The following is a 19,041-nucleotide window of genomic DNA, read 5'->3' as shown; positions in this document are numbered from 1 at the left end:
CACCTCCGCAGAAGGCTGTCCGGGTTCCGACTGAGGGACCCGCATCCGACGGTATTGTCGCGACGCCGGTGGCGCGGAACCATGTCGGCATGGCCAAGCCGCTCCGCGACCTCATCGTGGTTCTCCCGGGCATCACCGGCAGCGTCCTGCGGGCGGACGGCCGCGACGTCTGGGCGCTGAGCCCGCAGGCCGTCGGGTCCTGGGTGTTCAGCCGCGGCGACTCGCTGCAGAGTCTGGCGCTGACGGGCGGCGATCCCGGCGACGTGGTCGCCGACCGCCTGATGCCGACCGCCCACATGGTCCCCGGACTGGTCAAGATCGACGGTTACTCGAGGCTGGTGCGGCTCGTGCGTGACACCTTCGACACCGTTCCCGGGGGCAACTTCATCGAATTCCCGTACGACTGGCGTCTCGACAACCGCGTCGCGGCCCGCAAGCTGGCGCAGACCGTCGAGCGCGCCCTGTACGACTGGCGGCAGCGCACCGGCAACCCCGGCGCCAAGGCCGTCTACCTGGCGCACAGCATGGGCGGCCTGGTCGCGCGCTATCACCTGGAGGTTCTGGAGGGCTGGCGCGACTGCCGCGCCCTGGTCACGTTCGGCACGCCGTACCGCGGCTCGCTCGATGCCCTCGACTACCTGGCCAACGGCTACAAGAAGGCGTTCGTCAACCTGACCGCGGTGATGCGCTCGTTCCCGTCGGTGCACCAGCTGCTGCCGATCTACCGCGCTCTGCGCGTCGGCGACGACTACGTCCGGGTGGCCGAAACCGGCCCGCTGGACGGTGTCGACCCGGTGCTGGCCGCCGACGCGCTGGCGTTTCACCGCGAGATCGAGGCCAAGGTGACCGAGCACCAGGACAACGACGACTACCGCCGCGAGGGCTACACGATCGTCCCGGTCGTCGGCACCCGGCAGCCGACAAGCCAGTCCGGCGTGCTGGCCGGCGGCCGGGTGATCGTCGGCAAGGAGCTGCCCTCCTGGATCGACCCGCTGCTCGCCGACGGCGACGGCACCGTGCCCCGTGCGTCCGCGATCCCGATCGAGCTGTCGGACGCCTACCGCGACACGTTCGTGCCCGAGCGGCACGGCTCGCTGCAGTGCAACGCCGCCGTCCTGAACGACCTGCGCGGGCGCCTGGAGCAGTCGCAGGTGCGCGGCCTCGCCGCGATCCGCGGGCCGGGGGAGAGCCCGACCGCGGCCGAACGTCCCGCGATCGCCCTGGACCTGGACGACCTCTACCTGCCCGGTGAGCCCGTGGAGATCCGCGCCGAGCTGGTCAATGCCCCGGCGACGTTGCCGCTGCGGGCCCGGGTGGAGCCGGTTGAGCCGTCGAACGGGCCGCAGCCGCGGACCGTCCATCTCACGGCCGGGGCCGCGCTGGAGCTGACCGGCCTGCCACCCGGTGTCTACCGGGTCACCGTCGACACCGCGCAGGGCGGGCCGGCCGCCCCGGCGCCGGTGCACGACATCTTCGCCGTTGCGGGAGCCGACCATGACCTCGGATAGCGGCGCGCTCGCCTGGCCGGCCTGGCCGCGCGCCGATGAGCGTGGGCTGGTCCGCTTCGTCACGCCCCGGTCGAGTCGCTGGCAGCCGCTCGACGTCAGCCGCTTCGACCTGTCCGCGCAGCCGGACCGCTGCCGGGCCGTGGCGGAGGCGGTCTTCGACGCGCTGCGCGGCCGGGACATCCGGTACGCGCTGGAGGAGTACCACCCGTCGGACGCCCTGCAGAGCATCCGTACGCCGGCCGAGGTGCTGGTCTCGCCCCGCGAGGGCACCTGCCTCGACCTGGCCGCGCTGTTCTGCGGGCTGTGCCTGGCGTACGAGCTGCTCCCGGTCCTGGTCGTGGTCGAGGGCCACGCGTTCGCCCTGTTCTGCACGACGCACGGCCTCCGTCAGTGGAACGGGTACGACCGGCCCGGCCGGGAGCTGTTCGCCGGCGGTCCGCTCACCGACCCGGCGAGACTGGCCGAGCTGGTCGACAGCGGCACCTACCTGGCCGTCGAGTGCACCGGCTTCGCCCGCAGCGAGCTGCTCGGGCAATATCCGGACCTTCCCGAGGCCCGGGACCGCGCCGACGGGCTGCTCACCTTCGAGCGGGCCCTGGCGGCCGGCCGGGAGCAGATCGGCCGGGCCGACCGCCCGCTGCGGTTCGCCCTCGACGTCGCCACCGCGCACTACGAGTGGCGGATCGAACCGCACCCGGTCGAGGCGCTGCCCGGCGCCTACGCCACCGACATCTTCCGCCTGCTGGCGCAGGCACCCACCACGCTGGCCGGCGGGCTGAGGGTCCTCGACAGCGAGCGGATCGTCGCCGAGCGCACCCGCGACTTCGTCGGCCGCGACTTCATCTTCCAAGAGATCGACCGGCTGCTCGCCAAGACCGACTTCCCGTCCGGCTACATCCTGGTCCGCGGCGAGCCGGGCATCGGCAAGACGGCGCTGATGAGCATGCTGGTCAAGACCCGCGGCTACGTGCACCACTTCAACGAGGCGCAGGCAAACATCCACAGCACGCGTACGTTCCTCGCGAACGTCTGCTCTCAGTTGATCATCCGGTACCAGCTGGACCACGTGGTCCTGCCCGCGGAGGCCACCACCGATGGCGCGTTCCTCAGCCAGCTGCTGCAGGAGGCCGCGGAAAAGTCGGGCGGCCAGCCGGTGGTCGTGGTGGTTGACGCGCTCGACGAGGCCGAAGACGACGGGTTGGCGCTCCGGGCCAACCGGCTCGCACTGCCGCGCACCCTCCCACCCGGCGTGTTCTTCGTGATCAGCTCACGTGAGAAGAAGAACTACCGGCTCGACGTCGACCGGCGCGAGGACGTGTACCTCGAGGACACGAGCGACGAGAACATGGCTGACGTACGCACGTACGTCGTCAACCAGCTGCGGGCCCACCCGGAGCTCGTGCCCGCGCACAACGAGGACGAGTTCGTCGACGTCATGACCGGCAAGAGCCTGGGCAACTTCATGTACCTGGTCTACGTGCTCGCCGACATCCGGGCCGGCAAGATCTCGGTCGACACCATGGACGACGTCAACAACCTGCCGATCGGCCTGCGCGCCTACTACGAGCAGCACTGGGCCACGATGCGCGACCAGGACCAGGACCGTTTCGAGCGCATCTACGAGCCGGTGCTGCGGATCCTGGCAACCGTACGCGAGCCGGTGGAGTTGGCGAAGGTCGAGGAGTGGACGCAGCTGCCGCCGACCCGCATCCTCGACGTTATCCGCGACTGGCGGCAGTTTCTCAACGAGACGCCGTCCGACACCGGCGAGCCGCTCTACCGCGTCTATCACACCAGCTTCCAGGACTTCCTCGCCGTCGAGGGTGTCGGCCTGCGCCCCTACCACGAGAAGATCGCGCTGACCGCCCTCGCCAAGATCCCCAACTTCCTCGACCCGCCGTAGGGTCCCGGTGCATTCCCCGTCGCCGCCCGCGGCCCGCCCGCTGTCCGACCTGAGCACGTACGAGCTGCGCCACCTGGTGCCGCACCTGGCCGGCGCCGGCCGCAACGCCGACCTTCACCGTCTGTTGGCCATGCCCGACGGTGACCGCAACGCGCTGTGGCGCGAGCTGGACGACCGGGACGACCCGCAGGGCTTCCTGAACGCCGTGGCCGTGGCCGTGGCACGGCGGGAGGCGCTCGACTCGATCGGCACGCACCTGCCCGAGGCGGTCCGCTACGCCCTGTACGCCGGTTCGGTGCGCAGCCTCTCCGAGACCATCCCGGCGCCGCTGCTCGTCCGGGCCGTGACATGCCGCGTCCTGGAACCGCGCCAGGCCCTGGCCTACGCACGGCAGATCCTGTCACCCGGCCGGCGAGCCGCCACCCTGGCGCTGCTGCACCGCGAATTGCCGGAGCCCGACCGCAACGAGGTGGTCGGCGAGGCCGTTGACGCGGCCCGGGCGGCAATCGGCGGCTCCTCCGATCGTGCGATGCTCGTGCAGGTCACCACCGCGCTCCCGGTCGACCGCCTGGCCGAGGTCGTCGTCGCCGCGCGGGAGGCCACCGGCGACAAGGTGGCCGTAGCGGTCACCGCCGCCGCGGCGGCCCGGCGCCCCGACCTGCTGCCGGACGCCCTGCGATGGGCCCGGGAGCTGACCAGTCCCGCGGTGGGCGCGCTGGCCCTGACGCGCCTGGTCCCGCTGCTGCCGATGGACGACCGCGTCGCGGTCGCCCAGGAGGCGCTGGACCGCGCGCTGCGGTTCCCGCGACGCCGGGGCGACGGCAGCGTGGTGATGGACGGCGAGGACTGGTCGTACTTCGACGCCCTGGAACTGCTGTCCGAGCATCTGACGCCCGCGCAACTCGACGTCGCCGCAGCGGCCGCGGAGGAGATCGCGCTGACCGACGACCGGGTCCGGGTACTGAGCGCGCTGGCGCGGCGCTACCCCGACGGCCGGCGGGCCGCGCTGGTTGCCCAGGCCCTCACGAGCCTCGGCGAGATGACCAACCAGCAGTCCCGAAATCGGGCCGCCGCACCTCTGGCCGGGCTGCTGCCGAAACGCCGGGCCCGCCAGGTCCTCCTGCAGGGCTGGTGGTGGGCGGGCTCCGAGTGGACCGCCGACCGGCTGGTGGCGTCTGCCCCCTACGCGGGCGGCCGGCTCGTCGCCCCCTACCTGGCGGCGGTCCGGCGCATCCGGTCGCCGTGGCACCGCGCCCGCGCGCTGGCCGCCCTCCTCGACGTGGCGCCGCCCGCCGACCGTCCCGGCCTGGCCACGCGGGCGTGGCGTAACCTGCGCCGGCATTCCCCCAGCTCGACGAACGACACCTACACCTGGCGCGGCTGCGTGGAGCAGATCGCACCCCACCTCGAGGCGGCAGACGTTCCCGAGGCGCTGGCGACCGCCGAGCGCATCGGCGACGCGGACCTCCGCCACCGCGTAGTGTCCGCCCTCCGCCGCTACGCGCCGGACGACCCGGAGGTGCTCGGGGCGGTGGCGCTCATCGCCGACGAGGGCACCCGGGCCGAACAGCTGGCCGCTCTGGCCCCCGGCCTCGGCCCCGACCAGATCTCCCGGGCGCTGTCGCTCGCCGAGAAGATGACGCCCACGTGGCGCGTCATTCCACTGGCCGCGCTGGCGAGCCGGGTCCCCGCCGCCGACCGGCCGGCCATGCTGCGCCACATCCTGCAGGTGCTGCGCAAGGCGTGGAACACCGGCCAGACCACCGATCCGTTCCTCGCCATCGCGGCGATGCTCGACGGGCCCATCCTCGACGAGACGGTCGAGATGCTGCTCGACAAGCGCCCACCGGCGGACGTGGTGCCGGCCGTCCTCGCACTGGCGCCCAGGCTGACCATGGACCACTGGCGGCGGATCCTCGACTCCCGGCATTGGGCCGGCATCGTCCGAGCGGTGCCGGAGGACCTGGTCGCGGACGCGGTAGAGCTGGCGCTCGAACGGCTGGACGACGACGTAGGGGCGCTCTGCGCTCTGGCCTCGCGGGCGACGCCCGACCAGGAACGCCGGATCCGGCTCGCCGCCGACCGGTGCCGCTTCCCCATCGACCGGGCCGCGCTGCTCGGGGCGGTCGCGCCGCACCTGCCCGACGACGAGGCCACGGATGTCGTACGCGACGTCATTTCGTTCCTTCACGACGAGAGGCACCGCGACGACCTGCCGGGTGAGCGGCTGCGTGAATGGGGCGAGGGCTGGGCGGACCGTCCCTGCCCGCCCGAGGTCCAGCGGCTTCTGCTCGACGCCGCCTTCGAGATCGAGGCACCCGGCAACCGCGCGGCGGCGATCCGCGGCATCGCCGGCTGCCTGTCGCCGGCCATGCTGCGGGAATGCGTCGACCGGGCCCGGCGCGGCGACCATCCGTGCGTCGTCCTGGCGGCTGTGCTCCCGGCGCTGGCGGGCGAGGAGCGCAAGCAGGTGATGAACGAGATCCTGGCCGCCGACCCTGGTGGTGCGGCCCTGACCGAGGTGGCCGACCGGCTCAGCCCGGAGGAACTCGCCAGCCTGGTCGGCTTGGCCGGTTCGGGCGGTCCGGGGAAGAAGACTGACGCGGCGGGTTCGCTCGAGAACCTTCTTGCCTCTGACCTGACCAGGCTGCCGCCCGCCGCGGCGTCCGCGTTGCTGGTCGCGGAGTTCTCGGCCGACGGCACGCCGGCCCGCCAGAGCGTCACCTGGGAACCCCTCGCCGGTGCGCTGGTGGATGCCCCGCCCGACCTGGTCCGGCCGGTCCTGCTGGCCTGGCTGAGCCGGACCGACCGCACCCGCGCCCAGTTCCTGGCCGAGCTGGGCTCGCTGCATCACCTGCTGGCCTCTCGCGCCCGCCCTGTCATCCGGGCCGTCGACGAGGCGGGGGAGTGGTGGCCCTGAGACCGTTGGAAGTCTTCGGAGAACCGCCTATTCGCAGCCGCCTTCGGTAGTTCCCGTCCCGCCGCAGAGCTCACCTGCTGCCGTCGGAGGCGGCGGCGCGGGCCTCGCTGTTCACTGTGCGGGCGTCGGCCGCCTCGACGCCGCGCTCGGGATTCGGAGCGAAGTACCGGACGGTGATGCATGATCAGAGAAAGGCGGCGGATGCCTGCGTAGTGGGGCAATTCGGGTGTACTTCGGTCCAGCCGTGATCCGCGGCCGGCTCCCGTCAGGGAGTCGGGAAGGGGGAACAGATGGACGAGGTGATCCGGCCCGTCGAGCATGACGCCACGGAGATCACGTACGACGAGCAGCGCTACCCGGCCCGTCCGAACAGACTGCGCTCCCGCGCTCAAGTGCGCCGGCCCGAACGGCGCAGTACCGACTGGCGGACGGCCGACGGGACCAATCCGTCCTACGTTCAGTGGCTGGTGGGGCAGTCGATGCTGGCGGATGCCGACGTGCTGGGCCGGCAACTGTCCGGGCAGGCGATCATGTGGCGTAATCCGTACGCCCGGCCGGACGCGCGGCGGGCGCTGCGGACCGCATCGGTGTGGTTCACGGCGTACCCGATCTCGCTCATCACGCGCCCCGGTGAGTCCTTCCTCGGGGCGCTGGGCGATGACCAGCTGTGGCAGACCTTCCGCAAGATCGGGATCGATGCGGTGCACACCGGGCCGGTCAAGCAGGCGGGCGGCATCCGGGGCTGGCAGATGACGCCCAGCGTCGACGGCCACTTCGATCGCATCAGCACCCACATCGATACCGCCTTCGGCACCGAAGCCGAGTTCCGCCGGTTGTGCGAGACGGCGGACTCCCACGACGGCAGCGTCATCGACGACATCGTTCCCGGCCACACCGGCAAGGGGGCGGACTTCCGCCTGGCCGAGATGGCGTACGAGGACTATCCCGGCATCTACCACATGGTCGAGATCCTCGAGCAGGACTGGGATCTGCTGCCGGAGGTGCCCGAGGGCCGCGACGCTGTCAACCTCGACGCGGTCGCGGAGGCCAAACTCGCCGAGGCCGGGTACATCATCGGCGCCCTGCAGCGCGTGATCTTCTACGCCCCGGGGGTCAAGGAGACCAACTGGAGCGCCACGGCGCCGGTCATCGGCGTCGACGGCACCTGCCGGCGCTGGGTCTACCTGCACTATTTCAAAGAGGGCCAGCCGTCGATCAACTGGCTGGACCCGACGTTCGCCGGCATGCGCCTGGTCATCGGCGACGCCCTGCACTCGCTGGGCGACCTCGGCACACAGGCGCTGCGTCTGGACGCCAACGGGTTCCTCGGCGTCGAGAAGAGCGCGGAGGGGCTGCCCGCCTGGTCGGAAGGTCATCCGCTGTCGCAGGCGGCGAACCACGTGATCGCCGGAATGGTCCGCAAGATCGGCGGGTTCACGTTCCAGGAGCTCAACCTGACCATCGAAGACATCCGTGACACCGGCCGTGTCGGGGCCGACCTGTCCTACGACTTCGTCAACCGTCCCGCGTACCACCACGCTCTGGCGACCGGCGACACCGACTTTCTGCGCCTGACCTTGCGGACCTCGCTCGAGGTCGGGGTGGATCCGGTCAGCCTCGTTCACGCGCTGCAGAACCATGACGAGCTCACCTACGAGCTCGTCCACTGGGCGACCCTGCACAGCGCGGACGTCTACCGGTTCCGCGGGCGCGACATCACCGGCGCCGAGCTCGCCGAGACGATCCGCGCCGACCTGCTCCGGCACCTCACCGGGGAGGCCGCCGACTACAACCTCGTCTTCACCACCAACGGCATCGCCTGCACGACGGCGTCGGTCATCGCCGCGGCGCAGGGTCTGCGGACGCTCGATGAGATCGGCGAGGAGCACGTCGACGACATCCGCCGTGCCCACCTGCTGCTGGCCAAGTACAACGCCTGGCAGCCCGGAGTCTTCGCGCTGTCCGGGTGGGACCTGCTCGGCATGCTGCCGGTCCCGGCTGACACAGTCCAGGACCTGATCGCCGAGGGCGACACCCGCTGGATCCATCGCAGCGCCCACGATCTGATGGACGTGGCCCCGGACGCTTCGACGTCGTCGGCCGGGATGCCGCGGGGGCGCTCCCTCTACGGCGCCCTGCCCGCCCAGCTCGCCTCCGGCACCTCATTCGTCGCCGGGCTGCGCGCGCTGATCGCCATCCGCAACCGCCACGACATCGCCGTCGCCACCCAGCTGGACATCCCGGACGTGGCCCACAAGGGCATGCTCGTCATGGTGCACCGGCTGGACCAGGGCGAGACCGCGGTCGCCGACGCGCCGATCCAGGTCACCGTCCTCAACTTCACCGGTGACACCATCAACGGCGCTGTGCGCTCGACGCATTTCGTGCCCGGGTGCCGTGTGGTGGACGCCTGCACCGGCGACGAGATCGGTCGGGTGGACGGCCTGTACAGCTTCGGCGTCACCCTCGACCCGTACGACGGCCTGTTCCTCCTTCTCGAACCCACCTGATTTCTCATGAGATGGCAACTCCACGCCACTAGATCGCGGCCAGCGCGGTGCGGCAGGCGTCGAGCAGTCGCTCGTCGCTGTGCACCTGATCGCTGGAGGAGAAGTCCTCGGCGGCGTTGTGCCGACGCCGCTGCGCGAGCTCGCCTTCGAGAAGCGGCGCCAAGGCGGCCGCCAGCGGCCCGCGCGCGGCGGCGGCAATCGACGTACGCGTGTAGACGTTGCCCCGCCACGCTTTGCGCAGCACGGGCGCCGTCCGCTTGACGTCGCCGGTGATCTGCCACAGGGCGAGCGCCGCTCGGGCCGGCGTCCACCACGGGTTGCCGGACACCTTCATCAGCGGCGCCAGTGCCGGTGCGGCCGGGGCGGCGGCCGGGCCCATGGCGGCGAGCTGGGCGAGTGCGTCGACGGCCGCCGCGTCGCCGAGATGACTGATCAGCACCGGCAGGGCCTCGGGGGAGCGCTCGATCCGCCACAGCGCGCCCGCCGCGGCGACGGCGGTTCGGGCCTCGTTCCGGTGGGCCGCCGCGCGCAGGGCCGGCAGCGCCTCAGCCGCGCCTATCCGGCCGAGCGCGTCCGCGGAGTCCTGCCGAAGCGGCTCGGCCAACAGCAGCGGCACCGCAGGCGCGGCCGCCGGCCCGAAGGCACGCAGCGCCACCAGGAGGCTGTCTCGCTCGGCCGGTTCGCGAGCGTCCAGCCCGGCGATCACCTCGGCGACGATCCGGTCGGCATGACCCGGATATCTGCCCAGGTAGAAACCGGTGTTGACCGGCAGGACGGGCAGACGCAGGGAGGCGAGCAGCAGCGGCAGCGCCCGCTCGTCGCCGAGTTCCGCGAGCATCTGGAGCAGCGGGTGGAGACCGACAGTGTCACCGGCCCACACCGGTAGCCCATCGGTCCCCGGGTGGCCGGCGAGATCGGCGAGCCGTTCGGCGGCCGCGTCGGCGGCGGGCGCGGCCACCGGGCCCCAGCCGTTGAGGAACCGCGCTGCACGCCCGGCGATCTCCGGGCTGTCATGCCGGAGAAGCCCGGCGGCCCGGCCGACGATCTCCCGATAGTCGCCGCGCCAGCCCTCGACCAGTTTGTTGGCGGCGTACAGGGCGTCGCCCGTGATGTCGGGGTGTGGCGAACCGAGCAGCGGGATCAGGACCGTGATCCGCTCGTCCACGCGCGGGCCGAGCGGATCCGTCAGCCCCTCGATGAGGCGGGCGCAGTGCGGTGCGCGGCGTCCCGCCTCAGCCTCTTCCCGGAGCAGGCGAACGGCGCCGCGCAGGGTTTTGGTAGTGAACCCGGCCGGCACGGCGGGCGGGGCGACCTCTGCGTAGGCGCGATCCAGCAGCTCCGGGATCCCGTCGAGAGGCACCTGGTCCGGGTCGATCCGCGCGACGGCACTGAGCGCGGCCACCGCGGTGGAGGCGGGTGCGGTCGCGGCGACACCGAGCAGGTGCCCGACGGAACCCGGCTTCAGGCTCATACCGCCGAGGGCCTCCAGCAGGGCGCGGCGTACCCGGGCCTCGGGTTCCTCAGCCAGGCGGCCGGTGAGCCGTTCGGCAATGCCGGGCACGCCGGGATGCAGGGCGGCGAGCAGGGCCGGAACGGCGGCCCGCAGATCTGGATCGGGGTCGCCGGCGAGATCGAGCAGCCGCGAAACATCCCCGGTGATCCGGGCCTGGGCGGGCTTGGACTCGGCGATGCTCGCGAGCAGGTCCGCGATCCCGGACCGGCCGGGCACACCTTGCGTGGTGAGCGCCTCGACGAGAAACGGGACGGTGGCCAGCGTGGATTCGTACACATCGCCCTGGTGATGGACAGCGCCGAACAGAGCATCGAGGGAGGTCTCGCGGATCTCGGAGTCGGGGTCGGTCAGCCCGCGGATCCAGCCCGGCACGTCCCCGGCCGGACCGTAGGCGTGTTCCAGCGAATTCCAGTCGATGTCGTCGAGCGCTGCAAACATCCGAACATTGTCGGAGTGGCCTGCGGCGGATACAACGGTGGATCCCGTGCGGGACGGTCCACCGTACGCAGGCGCCTCCTTCGGCCTACGCCATCGATGATGGCGGTGATCGCGTTGACCACCCTGCCCCGCACTGATGGCACTGTAGTCCTTCCTGATTTGTTTTAATTCATCGCTTTTCAGTAAGACTTTCGCGGCGTCGTAGATCTCGTCGTAGATCTTCTCTTCGGCGTCCGGCGCGAGCATTATCTCGAGCGGTTTGGTCGGATCGGGAATAACGTAGGGGATACGCGGGACTGCGGCTTTGACGAAGCGTGCGAAGCGCTGCGGCCCGGAGCCTGGCGTTTTCGGGCCGGACCCGGTAGGGGTTCCGTAGTAGCTCTGCAGGATCTCCGAGGGCGGCCGGTCAAGGGTGTTGCGGATACTGACGTACGGCGGGCCGTCGACGGTGGGTATGACGTCGTAGCTGGTCGTTGTCTCGCTCGCGACCATGATCTGCGCATCCATGTCGGACAACAGGTCGTCCAGGGAAACCTTCCTGTTGACGATCGAGAGCAGAACAGAGATGTCGCTGTCCTCTGGTTTCTTGCGCTTCTCCGCGGGCCAATCGACGAACCATGAGGAAAGGTCGCCGGTCCAGGTGAACACACCGGTGAGGGGCGTGCTGCCTCCGATTTCGACTACTCCTCCGAGCCCGGACGCGCCGTTCACGGTGACATCGAGAGCGGCGAAGATGTGACTCGGGTCGAGGCTCTCCCCCGCGGGAGTCCGAATGGCGTTGGTTCCGAATAGCCCGTTGAGCGTTGCGAGGCTCACCGGCGGGCTGGTGAGCGGTGGCATCTGGTCAGGCCCTGCAATCAGCCAGTCGAAGGTCGGACCCAATGAGCCGGACGGGTTCATCGGCTTGGGTGGTCCGGCGGTGAACGTGCTGTAGTACAGGCGCCGGAGGCGACGGATCACATCGCCGCGGTCGGTGTACACCTGCTCCACTTCGCGGACCCAGGTTACGTACTGGCCGAGCGGAGTGACGTTCTGCTTGCGTACGACCGTTGGCCCGTTCGTCCACCACGGAGACGCCACCGGGCCGGCGGAAGCCGCCGCGGGCCCCGATCGTCCCGGTTCGACGTGGATGATGACGCGCCGGTTCTGTTCCTCGGGTCCGAACTCGTCTGTCTCCCTGTGCATGAACGTGGTGACCGACGCCGCCGGAATGCCGGGCGCTCCCGACGCGGGATGCATCAGCTCCGCGGCAACCGCGTCGGCGCGCGCGCAGGCGAGCGTCCAGTTGAGAGCGTCCTCCCCAGGCGTGCTGGCGTAGCCGTCGACACGCACCCGAGGCTCATCACCGCCGGCATACCACTTGGCGACCAGGTCGTCGATCTGCTGCTGTTGCGCGGCGGTCAGCGTGGAGACGGCGTTCGGGAAGAGCAGCATGGCGGTCGCCTCCGGCGAGGCGATCGCCGGTGTGCACGCGGTCCCCAAGAACGCCGACACCCCGCTGTTGCCGAGGCGTCGTTGCAGGTCTGCCGGTGTTCCGGCGGCCGGCGTGGCGCCGGGTCGCGCCCTGCCGGACGGGGTGCCGCCGCGCGAAGCGGTCTTCGAGTGTGCTGGACGCATCCCGGCGCCTACGCCGTTCCGCCGGGGGCGGTGTTGTCAGGTTCGGGAACGGGCAGGCGCAATGGATGAACCACAGCCCGGCGGCTCAGGTTCGGACTGCTCTGCGGTACGAAGGTCCAGTTGTCGGTGAGCTCGGAAACTCGTATATCAGTGACCACTGATCCCTGAGTCAGCGTCCGACTACCTCAGCCAGCCCACCCGGTGGGCCACCGCACCGAGGACACCCGACGAGAGAAGTGAGACAAGATGCCATCGATGGCACAGAAGATCAAGACATTCCTGGCGGGCCCCCAGGGCCGGCGTCTGGCCACGCGGGGACGGCAGGAAATGGCCAAGCCGCAGACCCAGCGTAAACTCCGCGAACTCGCCGGCAGGTTCAGCCGGAAATGGTGACCACAGCATCAAGAACAGCCGCCGGCTCACCCTCACATCGCTTTCTCACTTCGATCTGAGCCGGACCAGGCCAAGATGATTTTCATGGTGCCGTAGTACCGCAGGAAGCAATGAACGGCGACCCGATGAACCAATCGGGCCGCCGTTCGCAATGTTGGGGAGGGCTCTCCGTGTGACGTCACCGTTCGTCGATCGAGGAGCGGACAGAGTTCTAGGCTGCGGTGCGCAAGGCAATGGAGATGCCGATGCTGTGGGCGGCGAACGCGGCGATGGTCAGGGCGCTTGCCGGGGCCAGGACGCCATCTCGTCAAGGACCGGTAGTCTCGCCGGCTGGCTGCAGCGAGGAAGGCGGGGCGGCCGTTCCGGTCGCGTAGCGGCCCAGCCGGAGCATCAGATAGGGGAAACGGACTTCGGGTGCCGTGCGGCGCAGAGCCTGCCGGGCGTCGGCGTGCTCGACGGGTGCGCTCAGCGGTAGAACCGACACTCCGAGGCTGGTGGCGACGAGAGAGCCTGTGGAGAGGGCCTCGCCGGCGTGCAGCCAGTCGATCATGTGGTCGCTGGACCCGTACAGGACCGCCAGGGTCGCGGCCCGGTCATGGTCGCCGTGAACGATCGGTTGTCGCAGGTCGTCGTCAGCGGCGGCGATCCGGTCACTGCCGGTCCACAACGCCAGTTCCCCATGCCATTGCGCGTCGGTGGAGTCGAGGACCGGGACGTGCACGGACGCCACCGTCAGCGCGAGGATCTGGTCCGGGCGTAGGACCTCGAGGCGAACGTGCTGGGATCCGAATGCTGTACCGATGGCCTGCAGCGTTTCCGGGTCGATCGGATCGCCGGTGATCGGGTGCACGTCCGTGTGCCGCTGCTTGATACGGCGGGCCAGGTCGGCCGTGGCCGGGCTAACCGGGGCGGCCCCGTCGATGTGCAAACGTGCCAGGTGAGCCGGATCTGCGGCCTCGGGAAGGCGGGTCACCGTCACCTGCCACCCGCGCGCCGCCAGCGTCACCCGGGCGTGATGCAGGGCGGCGCCGCAGCTGATCGTGACGAGCCGACCGTCCGGGTCCGGCAACCCTGACATCCGGGTGGGGTCGGTGAACAGGTCGAGCACGCCATCACCCATCTGCCATCGCCACGGCTTTCTGTCGTACGCCGATGGTGCCCGTCCGGCCGCGACGACAGCCCGGTAGAAGGCCTCGCTGGTGATGCGATGGCTGAGCGGGCGCAGGACGCCAGCCGACATCATCGGACCGCTCGCTCGGTCAGTGAATCGAACACGCCGCCCGCAGTCTCCGAGACCTTGCTGCCGACGTCTGCTCTGAGACCGTGTGCTGCTCCGGGGGCCGGCCCCCGCGGAGCCACCCGGATGGTGAAGGTACCGCCGTCGGCGCAGATCACGGTCATCATCCACGGTGACCAGCCGGCACGGTAGTCGACGGTGACCGTGCGGGCGTCCATGACGATGTGGCGTGACCGGTCCGTCCAGGCCTCGGCACTCAGCACGAGCCGTTTCACCGGCCCACGGACATGATCGAGAATCGGCACCAGCAGGCGTAGCTCCTCATCGAGATCGGACGAATCCGGCCACCAGCTGCCGTCGCACAAGAGATGCTCGGACTGCGTCGGCTCAAGGCGCGCACAAGGACCGTCGAGGTGAGATGCCGATTCAGACTGATAGCGCAGAGATTTCATGATCGTGTTCCCGTCGTCCGGGACCCAACGCAGGCGCGGGCCCAGCCCGATGACACAGGGCGAGGACGAGGTCCACCGAGTCCGGTGAAAGGCGCGGCGTCGGCAGGCGAACCGCGCACCAGCCGAGGCCGGTACCGATGATGGAGCCACCGGTTACTCCTAGTGTACGTGCTGCCGAGCCCAAAGACGCGTACGGCATGGCGGGCGGCTTCCGCGACTGGTCAAGGACGGCTGCGGGAATCGGCACCTGTCCTGTCTCAAGAGCGGGCTGGCTACCTCGTACGCCCCCGCCCCGGCACCTCGACCGACAAGGCGGAGCGGCCCCGCTCTCGACCGCTCCAGTCGCATTCTCCCGGGACCCGCCGGGGGATCCGGAAGGATGACCTTGTGAGTGTCGAATCGTCCCTGGTGTTCGTCCTTGCCGCTGTTGCGGTGGTCGTGGTGGTGCGATGGATCGCCAATCGAACCGGCCTGCCCGCCGCGGCGCTACTGCCGATCATCGGAGTCGGATACGCCCTGCTGCCCGGACCCAACATATCGCTGGACCCCGACATCGTGCTGACGCTGGTGCTGCCACCGCTGCTGTACAGCGCGGCCCTGGAGTCGTCGCTGCGCGGGATCCGGGTGGTGAGCCTGTCGGTGATTCTGGTTCTGCTGACGGCCGTGGCGATCGGCTACGGCTCGCGTGGTTCGTCCCCGGCGGGACCCTGGCCGCCGGTATCGCGGTCGGTGCGGCGGTAGCGCCGCCTGACCCGGTGGCCGCGCTGGCCGTCGGCCGACGGGTGGGGCTACCCCCGAAATCGTCACGCTGATCCAGGGGGAAGGGCTGCTCAACGACGCGACCGTTCTCACCATCCTGAGCGTCGCCGTCGCCGTCGCCGCGGCTACGGGTGACGATTTCTCGGCGCCGTTTGCGCTGGGCCGTTTCCTGATCGCGGTGGCCGGTGGAGTGGCCGTCGGCGTGCTGGTCGCTTTCGCTGTCCGCCTTCTGTCCCGGGCGCTGAGCAGCGATCCGATGATGGCCAACGCGGTCTCGCTCGCCACCCCGTTCGTCGCCTACCTGATCGGCGAACACGTCCACGTCTCCGGCGTGCTGGCGGTGGTCATCGCCGGGCTCGTCGTCGGGCACCACACGCCGCGGTCGGCCTCGGGCGCGGGCCGGCTACAGATGAGCGCGGTGTGGCGGCTGGTCGACTTCCTGCTCGAAGGATGCGTGTTCCTGCTGATAGGTCAGCAACTGCCCGACGTCGTACGAGGACTGGCACAGTACGAAACCGCCACCATCGTCATCGCCGTCACGATCAGCGTCGGTGTCGTCCTGGTGCTACGGCCGGTGTGGCTGCTGCTGACCCAATCGCTGCCCCACTCGCTGCACACCTGGCTGGGCGGGAACCCGCCGGGATCATCCTCGCGGCGATCCAGGGTGAGCCGACCTCGCTCCGCGATGAGCCGGTCCAGCGGCTGCCCGTCCACGTGCGCCATGACCAGGTACGCGTCCTGGCCGGGTTCCTGGCCGAAGTCGTACACGTCGGCGACGCCGGGATGATGCAGGGTGGCCATGGCGCGGGCCTCGTGCTCGAACCGGCTCTGGAATCGCGGGTCGACGGCCCGGTCGGCGCGCAGTGTCTTGACCGCCACCTTACGGCCCAGCACGGTGTCGGTGGCCTGCCAGACGTCGCCCATCCCGCCGGAGGCCGCGATCTTCGCCCGCACGAGTGTGTGTATCCGGCACGTACCCCAGTCCTTCCTGCGCCGACCTATCCGGGGGCCGGGGCCGGCCCGCAGGACGGTCGCTGTGTGGTACACATCGCTCTCGAGCGGGGGAACGCCGCCTACGGACGGGGGACAACACCGGTTCGGGTCGGGATGATGTCGTAATGTCATAACTCGCAGGCACCCCAGCATGTCGCTCCAGACCTCGGCGACGCCGCGCTTCCGTCGCCCTGGAGCACCCTTATGAGAACGTCCGCCGGTGATGCGGTCGAACCGCCACCTTTCACCCGCGTTCCCGACAACCCCAGCGATGCCGTGTTGATTGACGCGGTCTCGCACGGCAGCGTGCCCGCGTTTGTCGCCCTTTTCGACCGCACGTCGCCAGCAGTCAGTGCCGAGGTGGCGGGGCTTCTGCCCGGAACCGGGCAACGCTGCGAGGTACTCGCTGCCAGTTACCTCGAGGTGTGGTGGCTGGCGGGCTGTCACACCGAGCCGGGTATCGACGTCGTCGAGTGGGTCAAAGCCATTGCGCGGCGGCGGATCGCGGACATCCACATCAGTGCGGAGTGGGACGGCGTACGGCCGCGGCCCAGCTATGCACAGCTGGAACTCGCCGGCCTGCTTCGCCGCCCGGTCGACGACCTGCTGCGGAGCTGACTGTCAGGGCTGTATCAGGCCGGGGGCGCTGGACAGGTCGGTGACGACCAGTTCGGCGACTTCAGTCAGCCGCCGGTTGTTATTGCGGGCGTAGGCGCGGATCCGGCGGAATGCCTCATCGACGCTGACCCCGTGCACCTGGGCGAGGGCGCCCTTGGCCTGTTCGATGATGATCCGGCTGTTCAGGGCGCCCTGCAGTTGTTCGGTCAGCGCCTCACTGCGGCGGATCGTGCGTTCCTGCATCAGGCCGATGGTCGCGACGTCGGCGAGCGCCTGCATGACTGGTACATCGGCGGAATCGAAGTCTCCGCCGGTTGAACTGCCGAAGATGTTCAGGGCACCGATCACCTGAGTACGCAGCCGCAGCGGAAACGCGTGCACGGACCGGAAACCGGCCTGCGCCGCCCGGGGCGCGAAGCGGGGCCAGCGATCCGTCGCCGCCGCCAGGTCGACGTTGATCACCGGTTGCCCGGTGCGGAACGCTTCCAGGCAGGGGCCCTGGTCGGTCTGCAGTTGGAACAGTTCCACCAGGCGGACGTTCTCGTCGGAACCCGCCATGAACGCCAGCCGCCCACGTTCGTCGGCGAGCATCAGCCCGGCGGCGGCCGCGTCGACCAGGCTCCGGGCCCGATCGGTGAGCATGTGCAGGAAGTCGAGCAGGTCGAACTCGGCGACCAGAGTATCGGCGGCCTCCACGAAGATTGTTGCGAGCCGCTCAGCCGAAACGGTGCTCATGGCCTGCCTCCCGGTGACCCTGTACCAAACTGCCGCTCATTCGTTGTTCCCGTCCCATCGCAGCCGCCGCTCGACGACATCGCGGGCGAATCCTCGAGAGGACGGTTCTCGGCATACGCGTACGCCCGCATCCGAACGAGAGCCTCACCGATGGATACCCCCAGCTGCATCATGACCATCCCCTGCGCCTGAAACAGCTCGGCCCGACGCCCGACGTCCAAGACCGAAGCGCTGTCACCTCCGCGCGCGACCCCGCTCTGGTGCATGTCGAGCAGCGCTTCGACGGTCACCTCCGCGAAGGGTGAAAGCGATATGCAGTTGCGTACCGGTCAACGGGCCCACCCGATCCCGGTAGGGGTCCATGACGTCGAGCCGGGCGGCGCCGACCTGAAGGGGAGTGCGAAGACGGCGCGGACGTCGTCACCCCGGCTCATGCCGGTGAGGCGATGGTCGAGGCGGTCGGTGGACGAGCCGGCCGTTCACGGCAGCGGAGCCGTGCGGGCAGTCGCGTGATCCGTCGCCGCGCGCCGAGCCCGCAACGCCGATGCTCATGCCCGCGACCGGGTTACCTATGGCTCCGGAGGGGTAACCACGGTGACGTGGATACCGACCGTGCCCGACGAGCAGGGTCGGGCGACGGCCTGGATGTCGGCCTGAATCGGCTGGAGGACCGGGTCGAGCGGGGCCTGGACCACCTCGGTGCCATGGTCAAACCCCGGCTTCGAGGGTGGCTGCATGCCGGGACCTTTCCTGTGGCCGTCGCTGCGGGCGGTCTTTTGACCGTGCTGTCACCGGACGACAGGTCCAGGGTGGCCTTGGCGCTGTTCACGCTGTCGGCAGCGCTGCTTTTCGGCATCAGCGCGCTCTACCACCGCGGCCACTGGACCGGACGTGTCGAGAACGTGCTGCGACGCTTCGACCACGCCAACATCTTCCTGATCATCGCTGGCACCTACACGCCGTTCTGCGTGCTCGTGCTGGCGCCGGGACAAGCACGGACGTTGTTGTGGATCGTGTGGTGCGGCGCGCTGGCCGGCGTCGCGTTCCGGGTCCTGTGGGTCGGCGCCCCTCGCTGGCTGTATGTGCCGGTGTACATCGCGCTGGGCTGGGTCGCCGTGATCTACCTACCCGGATTCTGGCGCTCCGGCGGCGTTCCGGTCGTCACGTTCCTGTGCCTCGGCGGCGTTCTCTACACCCTCGGCGCCGTGGTCTACGGCCTCAGACGACCTGACCCGAACCCGCGCTGGTTCGGCTTCCACGAAGTCTTCCACGCCCTGACCGTCGCCGCGTTCGCCGCCCACTGCATCGGCATCTCCATCGCCTTGCGCACCGCTGTCTGAAGGCCCTGCCGCTCGTCGATCGGCGAACGGTGACGTCCCACGGGAGACCACCCCTGCCCACCTTGCGAACGGCGGCCCGATTGGTTCAGCGGGTCGCCGTTCGGT

General features: G+C 70.0%; 12 protein-coding genes and 2 pseudogenes. 9 read left to right on the top strand and 5 right to left on the bottom strand.

The window, feature by feature from the left end; genetic code table 11:
* Window positions 1-89 precede the first annotated feature (89 nt).
* From AB0F81_RS04845 to treS, 4 genes are all read left to right on the top strand, one after another.
* Window positions 90-1,508: a hypothetical protein gene (locus tag AB0F81_RS04845; RefSeq protein WP_360191005.1), complete on the top strand. Its 1,419-nt coding sequence runs from the start codon at window positions 90-92 to the stop codon at window positions 1,506-1,508.
* Window positions 1,495-3,411 (top strand): ATP-binding protein, encoded by a 1,917-nt coding sequence (locus AB0F81_RS04840; protein WP_360191002.1) that lies wholly within the window; start codon window positions 1,495-1,497, stop codon window positions 3,409-3,411. Before AB0F81_RS04845 ends, AB0F81_RS04840 begins: the two co-directional genes overlap by 14 nt.
* A gap of 7 nt (window positions 3,412-3,418) precedes the next feature.
* Entirely contained in the window at window positions 3,419-6,331 is a 2,913-nt protein-coding gene (locus AB0F81_RS04835; protein ID WP_360190999.1) for a hypothetical protein, read from the top strand.
* Window positions 6,332-6,621: 290 nt separating this feature from the next.
* Window positions 6,622-8,841: a maltose alpha-D-glucosyltransferase gene (gene treS / locus AB0F81_RS04830; RefSeq protein ID WP_360190996.1), complete on the top strand. Its 2,220-nt coding sequence runs from the start codon at window positions 6,622-6,624 to the stop codon at window positions 8,839-8,841.
* Window positions 8,842-8,869: 28 nt separating this feature from the next.
* Here treS and AB0F81_RS04825 read toward each other — a convergent pair whose 3' ends face one another.
* Entirely contained in the window at window positions 8,870-12,226 is a 3,357-nt protein-coding gene (locus tag AB0F81_RS04825) for an OmpA family protein (RefSeq protein WP_360190993.1), read from the bottom strand.
* A gap of 438 nt (window positions 12,227-12,664) precedes the next feature.
* Between AB0F81_RS04825 and AB0F81_RS04820 the strand changes: the two genes are divergently transcribed.
* Window positions 12,665-12,802: a hypothetical protein gene (locus AB0F81_RS04820; protein ID WP_360190991.1), complete on the top strand. Its 138-nt coding sequence runs from the start codon at window positions 12,665-12,667 to the stop codon at window positions 12,800-12,802.
* A 307-nt stretch (window positions 12,803-13,109) separates the two neighbouring features.
* On the opposite strand, the gene AB0F81_RS04815 is transcribed toward AB0F81_RS04820, so the two are convergent.
* On the bottom strand, window positions 13,110-14,045 hold the full coding sequence (locus tag AB0F81_RS04815; RefSeq protein ID WP_360190988.1) for a nitroreductase: 936 nt from the start codon (window positions 14,043-14,045) through the stop codon (window positions 13,110-13,112).
* Entirely contained in the window at window positions 14,042-14,491 is a 450-nt protein-coding gene (locus AB0F81_RS04810) for a DUF5994 family protein (protein WP_360190986.1), read from the bottom strand. The genes AB0F81_RS04815 and AB0F81_RS04810 overlap by 4 nt, the downstream gene beginning before the upstream one ends.
* A gap of 387 nt (window positions 14,492-14,878) precedes the next feature.
* Here AB0F81_RS04810 and AB0F81_RS04805 point away from each other — a divergent pair, with 387 nt between their 5' ends.
* On the top strand, window positions 14,879-15,232 hold the full coding sequence (locus AB0F81_RS04805) for a hypothetical protein (protein ID WP_360190984.1): 354 nt from the start codon (window positions 14,879-14,881) through the stop codon (window positions 15,230-15,232).
* 58 nt (window positions 15,233-15,290) lie between these two features.
* Window positions 15,291-15,791, top strand: a pseudogene (locus AB0F81_RS04800) (cation:proton antiporter); the annotation flags it as partial.
* 122 nt (window positions 15,792-15,913) lie between these two features.
* Here the strand turns inward: AB0F81_RS04800 and AB0F81_RS04795 are convergent.
* Window positions 15,914-16,174: pseudogene (locus tag AB0F81_RS04795) on the bottom strand (protein kinase); the annotation flags it as partial.
* A gap of 273 nt (window positions 16,175-16,447) precedes the next feature.
* Between AB0F81_RS04795 and AB0F81_RS04790 the strand changes: the two are divergent.
* Window positions 16,448-16,861, top strand: coding sequence for a hypothetical protein (locus AB0F81_RS04790; protein ID WP_360190981.1), 414 nt, complete (start codon window positions 16,448-16,450; stop codon window positions 16,859-16,861).
* 3 nt (window positions 16,862-16,864) lie between these two features.
* Here AB0F81_RS04790 and AB0F81_RS04785 read toward each other — a convergent pair whose 3' ends face one another.
* On the bottom strand, window positions 16,865-17,596 hold the full coding sequence (locus AB0F81_RS04785; protein WP_360190979.1) for a GAF and ANTAR domain-containing protein: 732 nt from the start codon (window positions 17,594-17,596) through the stop codon (window positions 16,865-16,867).
* Window positions 17,597-18,195: 599 nt separating this feature from the next.
* On the opposite strand from AB0F81_RS04785, the gene AB0F81_RS04780 reads away from it, so the two are divergent.
* The gene (locus AB0F81_RS04780; RefSeq protein WP_360190976.1) at window positions 18,196-18,936 is read left to right on the top strand and encodes a hemolysin III family protein; all 741 of its coding nucleotides are present in this window, start codon (window positions 18,196-18,198) and stop codon (window positions 18,934-18,936) included.
* The last annotated feature ends 105 nt before the right edge of the window (window positions 18,937-19,041 follow it).

It is taken from the genome of Actinoplanes sp. NPDC024001 (assembly GCF_040638955.1).
Taxonomy (GTDB): domain Bacteria; phylum Actinomycetota; class Actinomycetes; order Mycobacteriales; family Micromonosporaceae; genus Actinoplanes.
Note: the sequence above shows the minus strand (reverse complement) of the source record. Positions and strands in the feature narration are given on the sequence as shown.

Bases quoted from the DNA above. Each gene is read 5' to 3' on its own strand.
- AB0F81_RS04845 (WP_360191005.1), top strand. From the start codon at position 90: ATGGCCAAGCCGCTCCGCGACCTCATCGTGGTTCTCCCGGGCATCACC.
- AB0F81_RS04840 (WP_360191002.1), top strand. From the start codon at position 1,495: ATGACCTCGGATAGCGGCGCGCTCGCCTGGCCGGCCTGGCCGCGCGCC.
- treS (WP_360190996.1), top strand. From the start codon at position 6,622: ATGGACGAGGTGATCCGGCCCGTCGAGCATGACGCCACGGAGATCACG.
- AB0F81_RS04825 (WP_360190993.1), bottom strand. From the start codon at position 12,226: ATGCTGCTCTTCCCGAACGCCGTCTCCACGCTGACCGCCGCGCAACAG.
- AB0F81_RS04820 (WP_360190991.1), top strand. From the start codon at position 12,665: ATGGCACAGAAGATCAAGACATTCCTGGCGGGCCCCCAGGGCCGGCGT.
- AB0F81_RS04815 (WP_360190988.1), bottom strand. From the start codon at position 14,045: ATGATGTCGGCTGGCGTCCTGCGCCCGCTCAGCCATCGCATCACCAGC.
- AB0F81_RS04810 (WP_360190986.1), bottom strand. From the start codon at position 14,491: ATGAAATCTCTGCGCTATCAGTCTGAATCGGCATCTCACCTCGACGGT.
- AB0F81_RS04790 (WP_360190981.1), top strand. From the start codon at position 16,448: ATGAGAACGTCCGCCGGTGATGCGGTCGAACCGCCACCTTTCACCCGC.
- AB0F81_RS04785 (WP_360190979.1), bottom strand. From the start codon at position 17,596: ATGAGCACCGTTTCGGCTGAGCGGCTCGCAACAATCTTCGTGGAGGCC.